This is a genomic window from Streptomyces sp. NPDC031497, assembly GCF_055580905.1.
Genome location: NZ_JBVIKO010000008.1, coordinates 401292 through 419786 on the forward strand (window position 1 = coordinate 401292; position 18495 = coordinate 419786).

Annotated in this window: 16 protein-coding genes and 2 pseudogenes; 10 read left to right on the plus strand and 8 right to left on the minus strand. The window is 70.5% G+C overall.

Annotated elements, in window-relative coordinates; translation table 11 throughout:
• Window positions 1-59 precede the first annotated feature (59 nt).
• Together ACZ5K7_RS19790 and ACZ5K7_RS19795 are read left to right on the plus strand one after the other, a co-directional pair.
• Window positions 60-728 carry a response regulator transcription factor gene (locus ACZ5K7_RS19790; RefSeq protein ID WP_468914901.1) on the plus strand — a complete coding sequence of 223 codons (669 nt, stop codon included), beginning with the start codon at window positions 60-62 and terminating at the stop codon, window positions 726-728.
• Window positions 725-2104 (plus strand): sensor histidine kinase, encoded by a 1380-nt coding sequence (locus ACZ5K7_RS19795; RefSeq protein ID WP_468914903.1) that lies wholly within the window; start codon window positions 725-727, stop codon window positions 2102-2104. Before ACZ5K7_RS19790 ends, ACZ5K7_RS19795 begins: the two co-directional genes overlap by 4 nt.
• 74 nt (window positions 2105-2178) lie before the next feature.
• Here ACZ5K7_RS19795 and ACZ5K7_RS19800 read toward each other — a convergent pair whose 3' ends face one another.
• The 4 genes and pseudogenes from ACZ5K7_RS19800 to ACZ5K7_RS19815 form a co-directional block, all read right to left on the minus strand.
• On the minus strand, window positions 2179-3030 hold the full coding sequence (locus ACZ5K7_RS19800) for a COG4705 family protein (RefSeq protein ID WP_468914905.1): 852 nt from the start codon (window positions 3028-3030) through the stop codon (window positions 2179-2181).
• Between the two features lie 151 nt (window positions 3031-3181).
• Window positions 3182-3559 (minus strand): annotated as a pseudogene (locus tag ACZ5K7_RS19805) (COG4705 family protein); the annotation flags it as partial.
• A gap of 45 nt (window positions 3560-3604) precedes the next feature.
• Window positions 3605-4030, minus strand: coding sequence for a contact-dependent growth inhibition system immunity protein (locus tag ACZ5K7_RS19810; RefSeq protein WP_468914906.1), 426 nt, complete (start codon window positions 4028-4030; stop codon window positions 3605-3607).
• A gap of 476 nt (window positions 4031-4506) precedes the next feature.
• On the minus strand, window positions 4507-5451 hold the full coding sequence (locus ACZ5K7_RS19815) for an NADP-dependent oxidoreductase (RefSeq protein WP_468914908.1): 945 nt from the start codon (window positions 5449-5451) through the stop codon (window positions 4507-4509).
• Window positions 5452-5797: 346 nt separating this feature from the next.
• Here ACZ5K7_RS19815 and ACZ5K7_RS19820 point away from each other — a divergent pair, with 346 nt between their 5' ends.
• From ACZ5K7_RS19820 to ACZ5K7_RS19830, 3 genes are all read left to right on the plus strand, one after another.
• Window positions 5798-6295 carry a MarR family winged helix-turn-helix transcriptional regulator gene (locus ACZ5K7_RS19820; protein WP_468914909.1) on the plus strand — a complete coding sequence of 166 codons (498 nt, stop codon included), beginning with the start codon at window positions 5798-5800 and terminating at the stop codon, window positions 6293-6295.
• A 269-nt stretch (window positions 6296-6564) separates the two neighbouring features.
• On the plus strand, window positions 6565-7398 hold the full coding sequence (locus ACZ5K7_RS19825; protein WP_468914911.1) for a helix-turn-helix transcriptional regulator: 834 nt from the start codon (window positions 6565-6567) through the stop codon (window positions 7396-7398).
• 152 nt (window positions 7399-7550) lie between these two features.
• Entirely contained in the window at window positions 7551-8243 is a 693-nt protein-coding gene (locus tag ACZ5K7_RS19830) for an SDR family NAD(P)-dependent oxidoreductase (RefSeq protein WP_468914913.1), read from the plus strand.
• A gap of 389 nt (window positions 8244-8632) precedes the next feature.
• On the opposite strand, the gene ACZ5K7_RS19835 is transcribed toward ACZ5K7_RS19830, so the two are convergent.
• Both ACZ5K7_RS19835 and ACZ5K7_RS19840 read right to left on the minus strand, forming a co-directional pair.
• The gene (locus ACZ5K7_RS19835) at window positions 8633-9379 is read right to left on the minus strand and encodes a phosphotransferase family protein (protein WP_351704402.1); all 747 of its coding nucleotides are present in this window, start codon (window positions 9377-9379) and stop codon (window positions 8633-8635) included.
• A gap of 402 nt (window positions 9380-9781) precedes the next feature.
• The gene (locus ACZ5K7_RS19840; protein ID WP_468914915.1) at window positions 9782-11371 is read right to left on the minus strand and encodes a glycoside hydrolase family 32 protein; all 1590 of its coding nucleotides are present in this window, start codon (window positions 11369-11371) and stop codon (window positions 9782-9784) included.
• 180 nt (window positions 11372-11551) lie between these two features.
• On the opposite strand from ACZ5K7_RS19840, the gene ACZ5K7_RS19845 reads away from it, so the two are divergent.
• Genes ACZ5K7_RS19845 through ACZ5K7_RS19860 form a run of 4 tightly spaced genes read left to right on the plus strand, consistent with a single transcriptional unit; the run spans window position 11552 to window position 16179 of the window.
• Window positions 11552-12961: an extracellular solute-binding protein gene (locus tag ACZ5K7_RS19845; protein WP_468914917.1), complete on the plus strand. Its 1410-nt coding sequence runs from the start codon at window positions 11552-11554 to the stop codon at window positions 12959-12961.
• On the plus strand, window positions 12958-13923 hold the full coding sequence (locus ACZ5K7_RS19850; protein ID WP_468914918.1) for a carbohydrate ABC transporter permease: 966 nt from the start codon (window positions 12958-12960) through the stop codon (window positions 13921-13923). Before ACZ5K7_RS19845 ends, ACZ5K7_RS19850 begins: the two co-directional genes overlap by 4 nt.
• Before the next feature lie 13 nt (window positions 13924-13936).
• On the plus strand, window positions 13937-14791 hold the full coding sequence (locus ACZ5K7_RS19855) for a carbohydrate ABC transporter permease (RefSeq protein WP_468914920.1): 855 nt from the start codon (window positions 13937-13939) through the stop codon (window positions 14789-14791).
• Window positions 14788-16179: a glycoside hydrolase family 32 protein gene (locus ACZ5K7_RS19860; protein ID WP_468914922.1), complete on the plus strand. Its 1392-nt coding sequence runs from the start codon at window positions 14788-14790 to the stop codon at window positions 16177-16179. The genes ACZ5K7_RS19855 and ACZ5K7_RS19860 overlap by 4 nt, the downstream gene beginning before the upstream one ends.
• On the opposite strand, the gene ACZ5K7_RS19865 is transcribed toward ACZ5K7_RS19860, so the two are convergent.
• On the minus strand, window positions 16142-17206 hold the full coding sequence (locus tag ACZ5K7_RS19865) for a LacI family DNA-binding transcriptional regulator (RefSeq protein ID WP_468914943.1): 1065 nt from the start codon (window positions 17204-17206) through the stop codon (window positions 16142-16144). The two genes, ACZ5K7_RS19860 and ACZ5K7_RS19865, sit on opposite strands and share 38 nt — an antisense overlap.
• 132 nt (window positions 17207-17338) lie before the next feature.
• Here ACZ5K7_RS19865 and ACZ5K7_RS19870 point away from each other — a divergent pair.
• Window positions 17339-17523, plus strand: a pseudogene (locus tag ACZ5K7_RS19870) (tautomerase family protein); the annotation flags it as partial.
• A 179-nt stretch (window positions 17524-17702) separates the two neighbouring features.
• On the opposite strand, the gene ACZ5K7_RS19875 reads toward ACZ5K7_RS19870, so the two are convergent.
• Complete coding sequence (locus ACZ5K7_RS19875; protein ID WP_468914923.1) at window positions 17703-18320, minus strand: malonic semialdehyde reductase; 618 nt, start codon at window positions 18318-18320, stop codon at window positions 17703-17705.
• Window positions 18321-18495: the final 175 nt, after the last annotated feature.

Sequence of the window (18495 nt, forward strand, 5' to 3'; positions counted from 1 at the left end):
GCCGCACGCGGAGTCCGTCTCGGGCACGGCCCGTACGGCCGACGACCCTACGGAGGACCATGCGGCACAAGATCCTGGTCGTTGAGGACGATCACGCGCTGCGTGACGTGCTGCGGCGCGGCCTGGCCGACGAGGGTTTCGAGCCCGTGCCGGCCACCGACGGAGCCACCGCTCTGCGACTTGCCGCCGACGGCATCGCCGCGGTCGTCCTGGACGTCGGACTGCCCGACGCGGACGGCCGGGACGTGTGCCAGGCGCTGCGCGGCAACGGCTTCACCGCGCCGGTCATCTTCCTGACGGCTCGGCATCACCTCACCGACCGGCTGTCCGGCTTCTCGGCGGGCGGCGACGACTACCTGCCCAAGCCGTTCCATCTCGCCGAACTGGTCGCCCGGCTACGGGTCGCGCTCAAGCGCTCCGCGCCCGCGCCCGCGGCCGTGGCCACGGCCGGCGACCTGGTCCTGGACGCGACGCGGCACAGCGTGCGGGTCGGCGACGTCCACGTCGAACTGTCCCCGACGGAATTCCGGCTGCTCGCCCCGCTGGTCGCCGCGGGCGGCTCCATCGTGAGCCGCCGCGACCTGGTCAGAGCCGCCTGGCCGGACGGAGCCCAGGTCAGCGACAACACCCTGGACCAGTACCTGAGCCGGCTGCGCCGCAAGCTGCGCGATGCGGGCAGCGACCGGAGCCTGCGTACAGCACGGGGAATCGGGCACCGGCTGTCGTGATCCGTCTTCCGTGCCGCCTGGCGCCCCGCACTCTGCGCGGACGGCTCTCCTTCGTGGCCCTGACCACCGCCGCGCTGCTGATGGCCGTACTGACCGTGGTGTTCAACGTGATGGTGGAACGGCATCTGCAGCACCAGGCGGACGACGAGTTGCGCAACCGTGCGGCCGCCGTCGCCACCACCGTGGACACCAGCCACCAACGGGTACGGGTCGTCGAGACCGTCAACGACGGTCTCCTCGACGCGAACGTCTGGATCTACGCCGGAACACACCTGCTGGAGAAGCCGCCGTCGGCCGCGGCCGACGGCACACTGACCCGGGCCGCCGGCCGGCTCGCCGGGCGAGGAGGACACGCGCTCTGCACGACCGTCGAGGCAGAGAACCCGCACCAGGTCCGCATGTGTTCCCGGCCCGTGTCCGGTCACCCGCGCTCCGCCACCGTGGTCACGGCCGTGGATCTGGCCCCGTACCGCGGTTCGGCGGACACCTTGTTGCTGGGTTCCCTGGCCCTGGACGTGGTCATGCTCGCATGCACGTACGCGTTGACCCGCCTGGCCGTCGGGCGGGCCCTACGCCCGGTCCGTACCATGACCGACCGGGCCACCGAGTGGAGCGCCGCCGGCTCCGACGAACGCTTCGGCGCCACGGACCACCCGGCCGAACTCGCCCGCCTGGGCGCCTCGCTGGACGCGCTCCTCGACCGCATCCGTACCGTGCTGCGGCACGAACGGCAGCTGACCGGGGAACTGTCGCACGAGCTGCGCACCCCGCTCACCCGGATCATCGTCGAGCTCGACTGGTGGCGGACCCGGCCACGCTCCGCCGCCGAGACCCACGCCACCCACGAGGTGATCGCCGAGGCCGCCCAGGCCATGCGCACCATCTGCGACACCCTGCTGAACGACGCCCGCGAGAGTGCGCTGAGCGCCGCCGCGCCCCCCGGCGCGACAGCCGTCGCCCCGGTCCTGAACCGCATGGTCGACAGCCTCGGTGCCCAGGGGCGGGTGAAGGCCGTGGTCGAGGTCACGGATCCGGCGCTGGCGGCAGGTGTCACCCGCGCTCTCCTCGAACGCATCGTCAGCCCGCTGCTGGCCAACGCGGTCCGCTACGCCCGCGCCACGGTGACCGTGACCGCGCGACAGGTGCCGGGGGGCGTACGGATCAGTGTCGCCGACGACGGTCCCGGGGTGCCCGAGGCGTTCGTGGGCGAGCTCTTCCAGCCCGGCCGCCGCGGCGATCCCGACGACGGGCACGACGGCGCGGGCCTCGGGCTGCCGCTCGCGCGGCGCCTGGCCCGTGCCGTCGGCGGTGAGGTGTCCCACGATCCCCTGTACACGTCGGGGGCACGTTTCCTGGCCGACCTGCCCGCGGGGTGACCGGGCGCCGCCCCCGTACGGTGCCGACGACGCGCGCCCGGCCGAGAGCCGGTCGGCCCTGCCGTTTCCGTCGGCTACGCGGTGGCCGCCCTGCGCTCCCGGACCTGCGCCCAGGCCATGAGGCCGAGCAGAACGGCCAGCAGGACGGCCGAGGAGCCGGCGGTACCGAGGTTCAGACCGCCCTTGGCGACCGGCTTGGTCAGGAGGTCGCCCGCGGTCGCGCCGAGCGGGCGGGTGAGGACGAACGCGATCCAGAAGAGGAGGACGTTCGGCACCGCCGGCACCTTCATCAGTACGGCCAGCACGGCGAGCGCCCCGGTCACCAGCAGTGCGCCGCCCGCGTAACCGAGGCCGGAACTGTCGGAGAGGAAGTCGCCCATGGAGGTGCCGAGGGTGTTGGAGACGAGGATCGCCGACCAGAACAGGGCCTCCCCGCGGAAGGTCACGATGTCACGGATCTGGAAGGTCATCCCGCTCAGCCGCCAGACCGCGAAGACGACCAGCAGGATCGAGATGAGGATCGCCGCGCCGGCCGGGTAGCCGAGGCCGAGGCCCTGTGGTCCCCAGCCGAGTGAAGTGGCTCCGCTCGACAGGTACTTGGCGCTGGCGTCGCGGTTCATGAAGTCGGACATGGTGGTACCGGCCATGCTGGTGGTCAGGATGACCGTCCAGTAGAAGAACGGGTTGTATCGGTGGGAGCGGAGCTGGACGACGAGCGTCACCACGAAGATCAGGAACAGCGCGATCGTGGTGAGGAAGTAACCGAGCTTCAGGGTCTGCGCGAAGAGATCCCCGGCGGTCTCGCCCAGCGTCGTCGCCGCGATCTTCATGATCCAGAAGGCGAGGGTGACTTCGGGCAGTTTCTTCATCACCGATGTCGTCGTGCGCGCGGCGTCGAGGTCGGTGAGGGCTTCCGGCTGCTGCAAGGTGGGGGGCTCCTTGTGTGGTCGTACGGCAGGGCGCATGCCCCACGAGGGGATGCGCGCCCTGCCGATGGGCGCCGTGACGGCGCGATCGCCACCGCCGACCCTGGCAGCGCCGGCCTGAACCGTGCCTGAATGCCCGTCACATGCCTGGTCAGACCGCGTGGCGTGCGGTCTGCTGCGGCTGCGCCACGTCCTTCCGGGTCACCACCAGACACACCACGAGACCGAGGATGACCGCGAGGAAGAGTGCGCTGGTCACCACGGTGCCCAGGCCGAGGCCGCCGTCGCCGGTGGGCCGGGAGAGGTAGTCGCCGAGGGATGCGCCGAGCGGGCGGGTGAGGACGCAGGCGATCCAGAAGCTCCACACGGCGTCTAGCCCCAGCGCGAAGTGCGCGAGCGCGAGCGCGACGGCGGCGATGGCCAGGGCGAACAGGACCGCGGCAAGCCAGTAGCCGAGGTTCATCCGCTCGGAGACCAGGTCGCCTGCGGCGGTACCGAGGGCGAAGGTGAACAGCACGGCGAGCCAGTAGGCTTCGCCACCGGGTGGACTCCAGCCCCAAGGATCCGATTCAGGTCAGAGACGCGGTGCGGGATCGCCGACGAAGCGGGCAAGCGCGTCTACGGCGCCGCGTGGCAGGCCGCCGACCGCCGTCTCCGGCAATGTAGTGATGACGGTGCGCAGCCGCGCGCCGAGCTCGGGCAGCAGAGCCCAGGCCGAGGCAGGGGCATTCACAGCGGCGAGCAGCAGGTCACCCTCGTAGAAGTAGGCGTCGAGCAGCGGCTCCTCGATGAGCAGGCGCACGGCGAGTGGAAGGACGTGGGGAAGTGCCACCTGCTGTGAAACGAGGGTGCGCAGATCCGCAGGACCGAGTTCACCCAAGGGCACACACCGCAGCTCATGCACGGTGCGCACCAAACGGGTCGCGTCGGCGGCGGGAGGCATCCAGCGGGGTGGGTCCAGCTCGTCGAGCGTGCGGTCGAGATGCAGCAGGTGGTCCATGCGACTCATTCTCACCAGATCGCTGTGCACTTCCAGACCGGACCAGGTGGACGACCTCGCGTGCCACGTAACGCTTGAGGCAGCGGACGTTTTCCCGGCGCGTCCTGCCTCGCGCCGTGCGCCGTTGTGAGTGGCCCCGAGTGCGGGGGGCGAACCGGAGCCGCGCGTACCCGGCTCCGTGGGAGAACAGCACGGCCGAGCCCGGCGTCGCCCTGCCCTTGACGTACCCGCGCATCTTGATCTGCGCGCCGTCGCCGGGGGCGCATAGCGCCCGCTGGTCGTGACGTCGGCCGGGAACGGTTGGGCCGTTCCCGCGGAGCCGATGACCGGCTCCCACATGGGGCGACGCGCCGCGATATCGCGCACGGCCGGTGGTATCGCGTCCGCCATCGCGCCGGCCGTCGAAGCCGGCGCGATGGCGTTTTCGGGATCCAAGCCGAGTGCCGTGGTCTCTTCCTTTCGGTGGAGGATCGGTGTCAGGCGGCGGGCGGGACGACGATGATCTTGCCGTGCACCGCGCCCTGGGCGGCTCGTGCGTGCAGTGCCGGCAGCTCGGCAAGCGGTACCCGCTCGGCGACGTCGACGCGCAGCTCACCACGGTCGATCGACGCCACGAGCTGCGCCAGTTGGCCGGCGTCGCTCCGGACGAACAGGTCGATGCCCCGCACGCCGCGCTCCTCGTCGCTGGGGGCGGGCATCCACACCGTGGTGTTCACGACGACCCCGCCGGGACGGACCAGGGTGACCAGTGCGGCCAGTTCGGCCGGGTCGACCGGTGCGAGGTTGAGTGCGATGTCGACCGGTTCGGTCACCGCCGCGGTCACGCTGGTGGTGGTGTGGTCGATGACTTCGTCGGCGCCGGCGGACGTGACCGCCTCGCTGCTGCGGTGGCTGGCCGTGGCGATGACGTGGGCACCAGCCTTCTTGGCCAGCTGCACGGCGTAGCCGCCGACCGCTCCGCCGGCGCCGTTGACCAGTACGCGTTGCCCGGCCGTCAGCTTGCCGTGGTCGAACAGTGCCTGGTACGCGGTCAGCCCCACCACCGGCAGCGCGGCGGCGTCGGGCAGCGGGACGCTCTTGGGCGCCGGCGTCAGTACCTCGGCCGGCGCGAGGACGTACTCCGCGGCGGCGCCGTTCCCGTCCATCGGCAGGAAGCCGATGACGTCGTCGCCGACCGCGATGCCGTCCACGCCCTCGCCCAGCGCGTCGACCGTGCCGGCGACATCGATGCCGGGAGTGTGGGGCAGCACCACCGGGATGGGGCCGCGCATGAAGCCGCCGCGGATGTTGCCGTCGACGGAGTTGAACGACGTGGCGGCGACGCGGATCCGGACCTCACCGGCTCCGGGGACGGGCTGCTCCACGTCCTCGAAGCGCAGGACGTCGGGGTCGCCGTACTCGTGGAAACGCACTGCCTTCATCAGAGTCTCGCTTTCACTTCAGGGTGATTGCTTCGAACTCGAAGCAACTAGGAGCACACTACTGCTGCTTCGAATTCGAAGCAAGTGGGGTCGGTCACCGCTGGTCCGCCCTCATCGACCCGACGAGCTCGGCGGTGCCTTGGTCGATGCGTTCACGCAATCCGCGTGCAGGTGTTGACCGCGTGCAGCGCGGACATGCCGGAGAGGATCCCGTCCTGGGCGAGGTAGGGGGATGCTCATGGCCGGCCCTAGGGATCTCTGGGCGGCGGCGCCGTCCTCCTGGCCCTGTGGCGGCTGGCACGGCGGCGGACCACACTCTTCGAATTCGAAGCAGTAGACTTCGGTCATGCCTGATTCGCCGCCTTCGCTCGACCCCGTGCAGCTCGGCGCCTATTTCGACCTCATCGAGGTGACCAGCCTGCTCCGGCACGCGGTCGAACAGCAGCTGCGCGAGGCCGGCGATCTCAGCTACGTGCAGTTCCAGCTGCTGGCCCGCCTCGGCGACTCGCCGACGGGCAGTCACCGCATGACCGACCTGGCGGACGGCGTCGTCTACAGCCGCAGCGGCCTGACCTACCAGGCCGCTTCACTCGAGAAGGCGGGCCTGGTCGTGCGCGCCCCGTCTCCGGACGACGAGCGCAGCATCACGGTCACCATCACCGATGCCGGGCGCGCGCTGCTCGCGCAGGTACTGCCCGGTCACATCGAGGTGGTCGGCGGCCTGCTGTTCGAACCGCTCTCGCGCGACGACGTCGAAACCCTCGCCCGCCTGCTGGCGCCGGTGCGCGACCACATGCGCTCGACGCCACCTCGCTCGGCCGGGCCTCGCCGCCGCAAAGGCTGAGCATAAGGACTGGACTCAGTCCACGCAGAAGGCAGCGACGGAGCGCCCGGCTCGACACGGGAAGCGGCGAGTTACGCCGAGGACAGGGACTGCGGCCGGCACCGGACGACTTCGAGTCGGTGCTGCGTACCTGCGAGCACGCAAGCACCGCCGAACGGCCTCTCCGGAGTCCCGACACTGAGCCCCGGGGAGCGACGGCGGGAGCTACGGGGCTTCGTGGTACAGCGCGTACCACCCAGCGGGGCGGGGTGTGCGGGAGGATGGTGTGCATGGATCAACTCGGTGCGGCGCTGCGGGCGTGGCGGGACCGGCTGGACCCCGCGACGGTGGGCTTCGCACACGGCTCACCCCGTCGGGTCCCCGGTCTGCGACGCGCGGAGCTGGCGACGCTGGCCGGCATCTCGGTCGAGTACGTGGTCCGGCTGGAGCAGGGACGGGTGGCGACGCCCTCGGCGCAGGTCTGCTCGGCCCTGGCTCGCGCCCTGCACCTGTCCGACGACGAGCATGCTCACCTTTTGCGCATGGCCGGTCATGCGGCGGATCCGACCCGGGTTCCGCGAATGATCCCAGGGAGCCTGTACCGGATCGTGGACCAGCTCGCCGGCAACCCCTTGGCGATCTACGACGCCACCTGGCAGTTGCTGCACTGGAATCCGCTGTTCGCGGCCACGTTCGGCGATCCCACGGTCCGCGGTGTGGGAGATCGCAACGTCCTGGTCTGGCAGTTCCTGGGTGAGCTGCCCCGGGTCCGGCAGACGGCGGCCGAGCGGGCGGCGTTCGAGGAGTCCCTCGTCGCCGACCTGCGCGCGACGACGAGCCGGTACCCCGACGATCCCGACCTCGCGGCGTTGGTATCGCGGCTGAACCTCAGCCTACGGTTTGGCGAGTTGTGGAGCCGCCGAGCGGTGGGCGGTCACCAGAGTGCGCACAAAGTCGTCCAGCACCCGGATGTCGGAGACATCGCCATGAACTCCGACATCCTCAACACCCAGGACACGAACCTCCGCCTCGTGGTGTACACGCCGCAGCCAGGCACCGACGCCCGCAGCAAACTCGAATTCCTTGCGGCCATCGGGGTCCAGAGGATGTCTCCGCAGAAATGAAGGCCCGCGTTCCGCCTCGTCCGGTGGACCAGGCTGCTGGGTGGTACGCGCGGTACCAGGAAGTTTCGTAACTCCCGCCAACCCTCCTGGGGACCCAGCATGGAGTGCGTGAACAACGCACGACCGTGCTGTTGGAACCAGGAGGAGCCAGCATGACCACCACATTCATCACCGGGGCCAACAAGTCCCTCGGTTTTGAAACCGCTCGTCGCCTCGTCGAGGCGGGGCACACCGTCCTCCTCGGTGCCCGCCACCGTGAGCGCGGTCGGGCCGCGGCAAAGGCGCTCGGCGCCCGGTTCGTTCAGATCGACGTGACCGACGACGCCTCGGTCCAGGCCGCGGCCGCGGATGTCGCCGCGCATGAGGGAACGATCGACGTCCTGGTCAACAACGCCGGCGTCCTCGGCAAGGTCGGCCCCGTCGAGGAGTACACCGCGGCCGACGTGAGCGCCGTGCTCGACGTGAACGTCGTCGGGATCGTACGCGTCACGCACGCCTTCCTCCCGCTGCTGCGCACGTCGCCGAACCCCGTCATCGTCAACGTGTCCAGCGGGATGGGCTCCTTCGGCATGACCCAGGACCCGGCGCGGATCGAGTCGCGGTATGCCCTGCCCCTCTACAGCGCCTCGAAGGCCGCGGTCACGATGCTCACGACGCAGTACGCCAAGGAACTGAAGGACGTGAAGGTCAACGCCGCGGACCCCGGGCAGACCGCGACCGATTTCACCGGCGGCCTCGGACACAGCGTCGCCGACGGCGCGGAGTCCATCGTGACCCTCGCGACGATCGGTCCGGACGGGCCGACGGGACAGTTCATGGACCGATCCGGGAACCTCCCGTGGTGAACCTGCCCTGAGCTCAGGGTCGGTCGACCCGCCGCCCTGCGTCGCACCTCAAGCTCGTAGTCTCTGCGCTCGGTGATCACGAAGGACGGCCGTGCCCGCGCTGCCGGCTTGCCTGCTCGAACCCCTGTGGGACCAGTTCGGCGCGATCCTCCCCGTCCGGGAGGAGTTCGCCGTAGGCCACCCGCTGGGCTGTCACCGCCGCCGAATCCCAGCCCGCTGGGAGGGCCGCGACGACATCCACCACGCGTTCGTCGCCCTCGGCTGCGCCGTCATCTGCCGGCGACGACTGCGCACCGCACGTTGTCGAGAGCCTGGGCAGGCGATGCGCCCCGGGAGATGGGCTGCTCGTCGCGTCAGAACGCATACGTGGCAGTCGGGCCCGCGCAGCCTCACATCCGGGATCTCAGTACGTCGACCTCACAGCCCGGCGCGAACGGGTCGAAGCCGTGCTCGATCAGCCAGCGGACGATCAGCAGGCTCCGCAACGACCACCACGCGTGGATCACGTCGAGGTCGACGTCGGTGCCATAGCCGGCGATGACGTCGTCGAGGTGCTCCTCGTGTCCGAGCGTGAAGGTGGCGAGGTCGTACAGGGCATCACCCTGGCCCGCCTCGGACCAGTCGATGATGCCCGTGACCTCGTCGCCCTCGACGAAGACGTGCGCGATCTGCAGGTCGCCGTGCGTGAACGCCGGGGTCCAGGGACGGAACGCGGCCTCGGCGACCTGGCGGTTGCGGGCGACCAGGTCAGCGGGCAGGACACCGTTCGCCACGAGCAACTCGCACTCGTCGTCGAGTTCCGCCGCCAGCGCGCCGATGCTCCGGCCGGCCCGGCCCGGCAGGGGCGGCAGGGGCGCTTCGTGCAGCTTCCGGATGGCGGCGCCCGCCGCGGCCCACGCCGCCGGCGACCCGGTCGACGGCCCGCCGAGGCGCCCAAGCGTCGTCCCCGGGAGTGCGGCGATCGCGAGCACGGGCGGCTTGCGCCACAAGACCTCCGGGGTCGGGACCGGCACGAGGGACATCACCTCGACCTCGACGTCGATGCGCGCCTGATCGACGTCCACCTTCAAGAACACGTCACCGACGCGCAGGGTCGCACGCTCGGAATGGGCGACGACGACTTTGACCTCATCCATGGGCGACCAGTATCCCGGGGACGATCGCCGACGTCGCCGGGTTTATCGCGTGCGATTACGCGGCCGACCGCGTCCCGCCACCCGGCGGCCTCATACACGACACCGACCTCTGACCAGGTCAAGCCCACCACTTTTGTGGGGAGTCCTGAGCAACCACGCCGCTTCATCCCGTCGACGGCCTCCCGCCCGGTGAAGCAGGAGTCCCACCGACCGCGGGTCCCGCCCTCGGCCAGGGCCTCTGCTGGTACGGCTCATGCAGTTGTGCCTGCTCGTTCGTGGGTACGGCGTGCACGTGGGTTCGTCGCGAGAACCGATCCCCAGGGTTCCGCCACCACGGGACTGCCCTGGCGTCGCTGAAGCGATCCTTCGCCAGACCGCTTGCGCCCGCGCCCCAGGCCGGCCTCACACCGAGAACTCGCGTACCACCGTGTTGCGGAACACCGCGCTGCCGCCGATCGTGAACAGTGCGAGCCGGGTGTCCAGCAGGTACGGGAACACCTGGCTGGTGTGCACGTAGCGGCCGTCGTCGACGAACATCTCCACCGATGTGCGGTCCACCAGGATGCGCAGCTTCACCGTGCCGGCGGACGGGTTGAACGGGGTGTGGCTTTCCTGCCACTTGCCGGATGTGTCGGCGTTCACCGTGTTGCGTCGGTTGAGGAAGGCGTAGTCGGCGTAGATCCCGGCATCGATGTGCCGGCCGCCGTCGGGTGAGCGCCTCAACTGGAGTCCAGCGCCGGTGAGTTGGGACCAGGTGATCTCGGTCGTCACCTCGTAGGAGATACCGGAGTAGTCGAGCACCTTCGTGCCGTCCACGGTCACGTCGCCCAGGTTCACGGTGCGGGAGACATGCGAGTCGAGGCCGGCGACGGGCCGGGAGGCGAGGTAGTAGGTGTTGTCGGCTGCCTTCTTCAGGGTGATCTCGCGGACGACGGAGTCGGTGCCGTTGAAGCCGTCACAGTCGATGGTGGGGGTGGTGTTGGCGTAGTCCCAGTTGTTCACCCAGCCGATCGCGTACCGGGCTGCCGCGTCCACCGCGCCGCTCGCCTCCCGCTTCTCGAAGGTGACGGCGCCGTACCAGTCCCAGCCGTGGTCGAGCCACTGCGGGTCACTCGCATCGGCGGCGAACGCGCTGCCGTCGAAGGAACCCGTCCAGTAGGCGTACGTGTTGGGCAGCCCCGAGCTCTTCCCGTTGGCGCTCACACCGAGCACCCACTTCACGGTGCCGTCGCCCGCGGTGATGCGGAACAGGTCGGGGCACTCCAGGACGCCGATGCCGTCGTGGACGAAACCGCTCACGTACGTCCAGGACTTGAGGTCGTCGGAGTGGTAGATACCGATCTTGTCGTTCTCGGCGAGGGCCATCACCCAGCGGCCCCGGTCCTCGTCGCGGATCACCTTGGGGTCGCGGAAGTCGGCGACGCCGGGGTTGGGCAGCACGGGGTCGGTCCCGTAGTTGTCGAAGGTGAGACCGCCGTCGGTCGAGTAGTACAGGAACTGCTCCTGGTGGTCGGTGCCGCTCCCGGGGGACATGGTGACGATGACGACGACCGCGCCCGCGCCGAATCCGGCCGTGTTGCCGGTGTCGACCACCGCCGAACCCGACCAGAGATCGCCGTTGGGCGTGGTGTCCTTGGGTACGGCGACCCCGCGGTCGGTGAAGGAGACCAGGTCCTTGGTGGTGGCCAAGCGCCACGCGGTGCCGACGACTCCGGTGAAGTAGTCGGCGTTGTAGAGGTAGTAGTAGTGGTACTCGCCGTCGATCCAGACGGGCCGCTGCGGGTCGTTCTTCCACTGATCGGAGACCGTGAAGTGGTACGCGGCGCGGTAACTCGCCCCGCTAGCCGCGGAGTGGGCGCTGTTCCCGGCCTTGGCCCCGGGCTTGGGCTTCGGGGCGGCCGCGACCGTTCCGGTGGGCAGCAGTGCGGCGGCGGTGCCCGCCGCCGATCCCGCGAACAGTGATCTCCTGGATATCCCCGATGTTCCGGGCATGGCACATCGTTCCTCTCGTGGCGGCTCACGACGCAGAGGGCGTGAAGAAGCGGCTCAGATGAACGAGGACTGTAGACCTAACTCGTTAAAGGTCAAGCGTTCCCGACCCTTGACAGGCCTGCCGCCCGGTTCCCATCATCTGGGGCATCACCCCTGAACTAACACGAGTTAGGCCCGTTGATGACTGACTCGCACCTCCCCCGCCGCACGCTGCTGCGGTACGGCGCGTACGGGGCCGGAGCAGCCGCCCTGGCCGCGACCGCCGCGAGCTGGGACCGGCTCACGGGAGCCGACATCCCCGGCCGTGACGACGGCTCCCTCGTCGTCGCCACCCTCGGCTCCGCCTTCGACCCGGCCACCGTCGACGCCCTCACCAAGGGCTTCCACCGGCTCCACCCCGACATCCCGCTGCGCGTGAACGCGGTGCAGGCCGTCGACTGGTCGGACTTCTTCGCGAAGATCCTCACCCAGATCGCCGCGGGCACCGCCCCCGACCTGGTGTATGTGGCCACCGAGGGCGTGCAGTTGTTCGCCCAGCAGCTCGGCGTGGCCCTGGACCGCTGGGTGCGGCGGGACGCGGCGGAGCTGCGTGAGTACTTCGCCGACGTCCACCCCGCGCTGGTGGAGTCGATGATGTACGAGGGGAACCTCTACCAGCTGCCGATGGAGTTCAACGCCGCCGACATGTACCTCAACAAGCAGGTGCTGAGGCGGGCGGGCGCGGGTTTCCCGGCGGCCGACTGGAGCCGCGACGACTTCACCGCGCTGCTGCGGGAGATGAAGCGTGCCGGCGACGCGCACTTCACTCCGTACTTCTGGACCAACCGGCTGTGGGGCGGCGTGGTGCCCTGGCTCTTCGCGAACGGCACGAACCTGCTGAAGGAGTCGAAGGCGCCCGGCGGTTCCTGGCTGTGGGACACCTTCTACCCGGCCGCTGACCGGCAGGGGCGCGGCGGGGGCTTCCGCTGGACGACCCCGCAGGCCACCGCCGACCGGGTCGAGGAGGCGTACGACTATCTCGCTTCCCTCGTCCAGGAGAACCTGTGCACCCGCCCCGAGGGCGGCAACGGCAGCAATCTGGTCGGCGTGTTCTCCACCGGCCGCGTCGGCGTCACACCGGCGGGCGGATTCTGGGCGGGCGGCCTGCAGCTGGCCGGCATGCGGGCCGCCGACTACGACGTGCAGTACTTCCCCCGCTGGCGTACCCAGCGCCACCAGTTCGGCGCGGCGGGCTACGCGCTGCTGCGCACCTCGAAGAAGCAGGAAGCCGCCTGGGAGTTCATCAAGTACGCGGCCCGCAAGGACACCATGACCCGGCTGTTCCAGAGCAACCAGACCACCCCGGCCCGGCGTTCGATGCTGAACGCCGCACGCTACGCCGCGAGCGGCCCGGCCCACTGGCAGGTCTTCTACGACACCCTCGACCGGTTTCCCGACACCGGCCCGATCCCCGCGCCGCCGCAGGTCGCCGAGGTGACCGACGTCCTGCTCAAGTACACCGGCACCGCGCTGGCCTCACCGCGTGCGGTGGGTCCCGCGCTGCGCCGGATGCAGGGCGACCTGGAGCAGGCCATGGAGCGTGAGATATGACGAACACCCAGGTCCCGAACTCCGAGGTCCCGGCCGTACGTCCGCGGCCCGCCACGCCACCCGCCGTCGCCGTACGGCCGTCTGTCCGCGATCGCGGCGCCCGGCTGCTGGCCGCGCTGTTCCTGGCGCCCACGGTCGTCGGCATCGTCGTCTTCACGGTCGTGCCGATCATCGGGTCCATCGTGCTGAGTCTGTTCCACTGGAACGTGATCGACCCGCCCCGTTTCGCCGGCGGCGCCAACTACCGCACGACTTTCACGGACTCGACCGTCCTGGTCTCCTTCCGCAACACGCTCCTCTTCATGGTCCTCGCGGTCGCGCTGCAACTGCTGATCGCGCTGTCGCTGGCGCTCGCGCTGAACGGGCGGATGCCGGGGTGGCTGCGGTCGGTGTTCCGTTCGGCGTTCTTCTTCCCGCTGGTGCTGTCCGCCGCTTCGATCTCGGTGGTGATGAAGTACCTGTTCAACCAGGACTTCGGGGTGGTGAACTGGCTGATCGGCCTGGTCGGCGTCGCGCCCGTGCCCTGGCTGACCTCGGAGCACGCGGCGATGGCCACGGTGATCCTGGTCTACGTCTGGCAGCAGTTCGGTTTCTCGTTCCTGCTGTTCGTCGGCGGTCTGAACAACATCCCGAAGGAGATCCACGAGGCCGCCGCCCTCGACGGCGCGACCGGCCTGCGCAAGCACCTCGGCATCACGCTGCCGCTGCTGTCGCCGACACTGCTCGTCGCGTCGGTGGTCGGCATCATCAACGCCCTGCAGGTCTTCGAACAGCCCTACGTCCTCACCGACGGCGGACCCGGCGACGCCACCCGCACCGTGGTGATGGTGATCTACGAGAGGGCCTTCGAGCAGCTCGACTTCGGCGAGGCATCCGCGGTGGGCGTGCTGCTCTTCGTACTGATCATGGCGGTCACCGCCGTCCAGTTCCGGCTCAGCCGGCGTTTCGTCCACTACCAGTGAGCCGGTGAGCCGCATGAGCCAAGCAAACCCGACCCTCAGTCGCGCACGTCACTCACTCGCCCCCTGGGCCCGGATCGCCGCACTGACCGTGTGCGCCCTGCTGACGCTGGGCCCGGTCATCTGGACCGTCGCCACCTCACTGCGCACTCCGGCCCAGTCCTTCGACCTGCCCCCGCAGATCATCCCGACGCACCCGACGACCGCGGCCTACCGCGGAGTGTTCCAGCAGATCGACGTGTGGCTGCTCGCCCTGAACTCCACGCTGGTGACGGCACTGGTCGCCGTCGGCCAGATGATCACGGCGGGCCTGGCCGGATACGCCTTCGCGCGCCTGGAGTTCCGTTTCAAGAAGCCGCTCTTCGGCCTGGTCCTGGCGACCATGATGGTGCCGTTGCAGGTCACCATCGTGCCGGTGTTCCTGGTGCTGAAGTCGATGGGCCTCACCGACACGCTCCTCGGCCTGATCATCCCGGCCTTCCCGACGGCCTTCGGTACGTTCCTGATGCGCCAGTACTTCCTCGGTATGCCGAAGGACCTGGGCGAGGCGGCCATGCTGGACGGCGCGGGGCCCTGGCGGATCTTCCGCTCGGTGTACGCGCCGCTGGCCGCGCCCGGCCTGGCGATCGTCGGCGTGCTGGCCTTCAACTACCACTGGAACGAGTTCTTCCGCCCATTGATCCTGGAGACCTCCGGCCAGAACTACACGCTTCCGCTGGGTCTGGTCTCCCTGCAGGGCAACCTCGGCACCGGGTCGATCTCGGTGGTCCTGGCCGGGGTCGTCCTCTCGATGCTCCCCGCCCTCGCCGTGTTCGTCGTCGGCCAGCGCCCTCTGCGCGAGGGCATCACCTCGGCAGGAGTCAACCGTTGAGCAATGACCCCAACGCGCCGCGTTTCAGGGTCCGTCCGCCCGTCGGCTGGATCAACGACCCCAATGGGCCGTTCCGTTGGCGGGACCGCTACCACCTCTTCTACCAGCACAACCCCGACGCACCGGTGCACGCGAACGTCCACTGGGGTCATGCTTCCAGCGCCGACCTCGTGCACTGGGAGCACCACCCGATCGCGCTCACCCCGACGCCGGGCGGCCCCGACGAGGCCGGCTGCTGGTCGGGCTGCGTGACCGACGACGCCGGCACACCGACCGCCGTGTACACGGGAGTCGACCGTGCCCACGCCGGACTCGGCACCATCTGCCTGGCGCGGGCGGCGGACCCGGACGACGAGCGGCTGACCGAGTGGAAGCCGCTGCCGACGCCGGTGGTGACCGGGCCGCCGCCGGGACTGGACGTGGTCATGTTCCGCGACCCGTTCGTCTTCCGCCACGCAGACCGGCGCTGGGCCCTCGTCGGGGCCGGGCACGCCGACGGCACTCCGTCGGTCCTGCTCTACGACTGCGACGACCTGACCGACTGGCGGTTCGCCGGTGTGCTGCTGGACGGCAGGGACCCGGTGGCCGCGGGCGCGTTCGGCGACAAGTCCGTGGGCTGGGAGTGCCCGAACCTGTACCGGACAGCGGGCGGCGACCACGTGCTTGTGGTGTCCCTGTGGGACGGAGATCCCTGCTCCACCGGATACCTGACTGGCCGTCTAGAGGCCGATGACCGACGCGCGTTGAGGTTTGTGCCGCGCGCCGGCGGCCGACTCGACCAGGGGCGGGACTTCTACGCTCCCGCCGTGCTCCAGGAGCCGGACCGCGCACTGCTGTGGGGCTGGTCGTGGGAGGCCCGCCCGCAGGAGGAGTCGCACCGGGCCGGATGGGCGGGCGTACTCACCGCGCCACGGGTCGTCGACATCCACCACGACGGTTCACTGCGGGTGAGTCCGGCCCCGGAACTCGAACTGCTGCGCCCGGCCGAGCCGTTCGTCACCGCGCCGGGCCGGGTTCCGCTTCCCCACACGTACGACCTGACGGTCACCGCACGCGAACCGACCACGGTGAGCCTCCTCCGGGACGCGGCGGGCCGGGAGCTGACCGTCCGGGCGGACCCTGCCTCGGGCACCGTCGTCCTCGACCGCGGCGCCTGGCCCCGGACCGGCAGGGAAGACTCCGCCCCGATCACCGTGCACGTGCCGAAGGGGCCGGAACTCGCGCTCCGGCTGCTCGTCGACGGCTCGCTCCTCGAACTCTTCGTCGCGGAACGGGCCATGGTCACCGAGCGCGTCTACCGGCGCCCCGGCGACATCGCCGAGCTGGTCGTCGACGGGCCGGGTGCCCGGGTCACCGGGTGGGCGCCGGACCCACGGAAGCGCGGCTGACCACAGGGCAGGCCAGACGCCGGACGGTCGCGGGTGGCGTACGGCCGGCTTCGATGGCGTCCAGGAGCAGCCGGGCCGCCGCCTCGCCCATCGCCCGGTGCGGCAGCGCGACCGAGGTGAGCGGCGGTGTGAGGAACGCGGCCATGTGCTCCTGGTCGTCGTAACCGACCACGGACAGATCGGCGGGCACGTCGATCCCGAGCCGGGTCGCGGCGTGCAGGACACCCGCCGCGACCCGGTCGTTGTAGCACAGGACGCCAGTGGGTCGACGGCCCTGCTCGACGCCGTCGAGCAGGCGCAGCGCCCCCGCGTATCCCGCGGAGATCTCCCCGCCGCCGCGCACGATCCACTCCGCGGGCACGGTGACGCCCTCGGCGCGCAGCGCGTCCCGGAAGCCGCGGGTACGTTCCACCGAGGCGATGTCGTCCAGACCGCCGATCACGGCGAGCCGGCGGTGGCCCGCACCGAGCAGCAGCCGGGCCGCGGTACGGCCACCGGCGCGCTCGGCAGGAACCACGGCGGGCAGGGAGTCGTCCTCGGGCAGGCAGTTGGCCAGCACGGAGTGGGTACGGTGCAGGCCCTCGGGGACGCGGACCCGGCGTAGTGACATGGCCGCGTAGATGATGCCGTCCACGCGCCGGTCGAGCAGTTCCGCGACGGCCGCGTCCTCCTTGGCCGGGTCACCGCCGGAGTCGACGGTGAGGACGAGATGGTCGCTGTCCCAGGCGGTCTCCATGGCGCCCCGCAGCAGCCGACCGGCGAACGGCGAGGACGCGATCTCATCGGTGACCAGCCCGATCACGGCCGTACGGCGACGCCGCAGACCGCGGGCCACCGGGTCGGGGCGGTAGCCAAGCCGGGCCGCGGCCTGCCGGATGCGTTCCTGGGTGGCGGGCGAGAGGTTGCCCTCGGCTCGGCCGTTGAACACGAAGGACACCGCGGTGTGCGACACACCGGCGAGCCGGGCGACGTCCCGTGACGTCGGGCGCCCGGTGCCCGTGCTCCCGCTCTCCTCGGCACCGCCCACGCCGTCCGCCGCCCTCACCCAGCCCGTCCCTGTCGATCACCGTCCACCCTATCCGCGGGGAGCGCCGCGGCACACAGGCGGGCGGCAGGGGGCGAGACGCGCTCGGCGCGTGACCCGGCCGCCGGTGTCTCCGCCACCGTCCAGCGCGACCTCGCAGCCGTGCTGCTGCGCTGGGAGCGGGCGCCCGACACCGCCTTCTTCCGCGCCCAGGCGTGGAGCTACCTCGCCGAGCTGCCCGACGCACCCAGACGACCGCCGAGGACGACGCACCCCGCTTCCTCGTCGGGGTGACGGTGCCGCAAGGGGCCCTGTCCGAACCGGGTGCGGGCAGGAGGGGCCCAACGGCACCCTTCTGCCGGCACCTGTCGGCATTCCGGCCGGCGCCGAGCAACCGGCCGACCGACAGCGGGCGTCGGGTGAGAAATGGGCCGGTACTCGGAGGAGTACCGGCGCCCATGGCATGACGCCTCTCACCCACCAGGCGGCTGCGGTGCCGTCAGGCCCAGGCGAGGGCGTCCTCGACGGGCACGCGGGGCAGCCGCGGGAACCACGGGTCGGCACCGGGGTGACCGATGTTGACCACCAGTTGCGAGCGCCAGCTGGTACCGGCGAAGAACTCCTCGTCCACGCCGGCCTTGTCGAAGCCCGCCATGGGACCCGCCGCGAAGCCCGCCGCGCGCACCGCGAGCAGGAAGACTCCGGTCTGCAGCGCGGAGTTGTAGGCGGCAAGGCCCTCGCGCACGTCGGTCTGGTCGGCGAACGCCGCTCGCAGCAGGTCGCCGCGGGCCGGGAAGACGGTCGGCATCTGCTCGTGGAAGTCGAGGTCGTACGCCAGGATCGCGACGGCCGGTGCGCTGAGCGTCTTGGCCCTGTTGCCCTCGTCGAGATGCCGGACGAGTCGCTCCTTGCCCTCGCGGGTGCGTACGAAGAGCGCGCGCAGCGGCTGGCCGTTGGCGGCGCTCGGCGACCAGCGGGCGAGTTCCCAGATCATGGCCAGTTCGTCGTCGGCGACGGCCACCTCGGCGAAGGTGTTCGCGGTGCGGGCCTCGGTGAACAACACCTTTCGTCCGGCGTCGTCGAGGACATCGAGGGCCTGCGGTTCGCGGTCGGTCATGCTCATCATTTCTCTCTTGCTTCGGTTGTGTGTGGTGGGGGGGGGGGGGGGACGCCCCCCCCCCCCCCCCCCCGGGGGGGGGGGGTGGGGGCGGGGGGGGGAACAAGAACAGGGGATGTTCCGGGGGTCTTGGGTTCCCCAGCCGACGGCATGCGTTGTGGGGTGAACGCCTTTT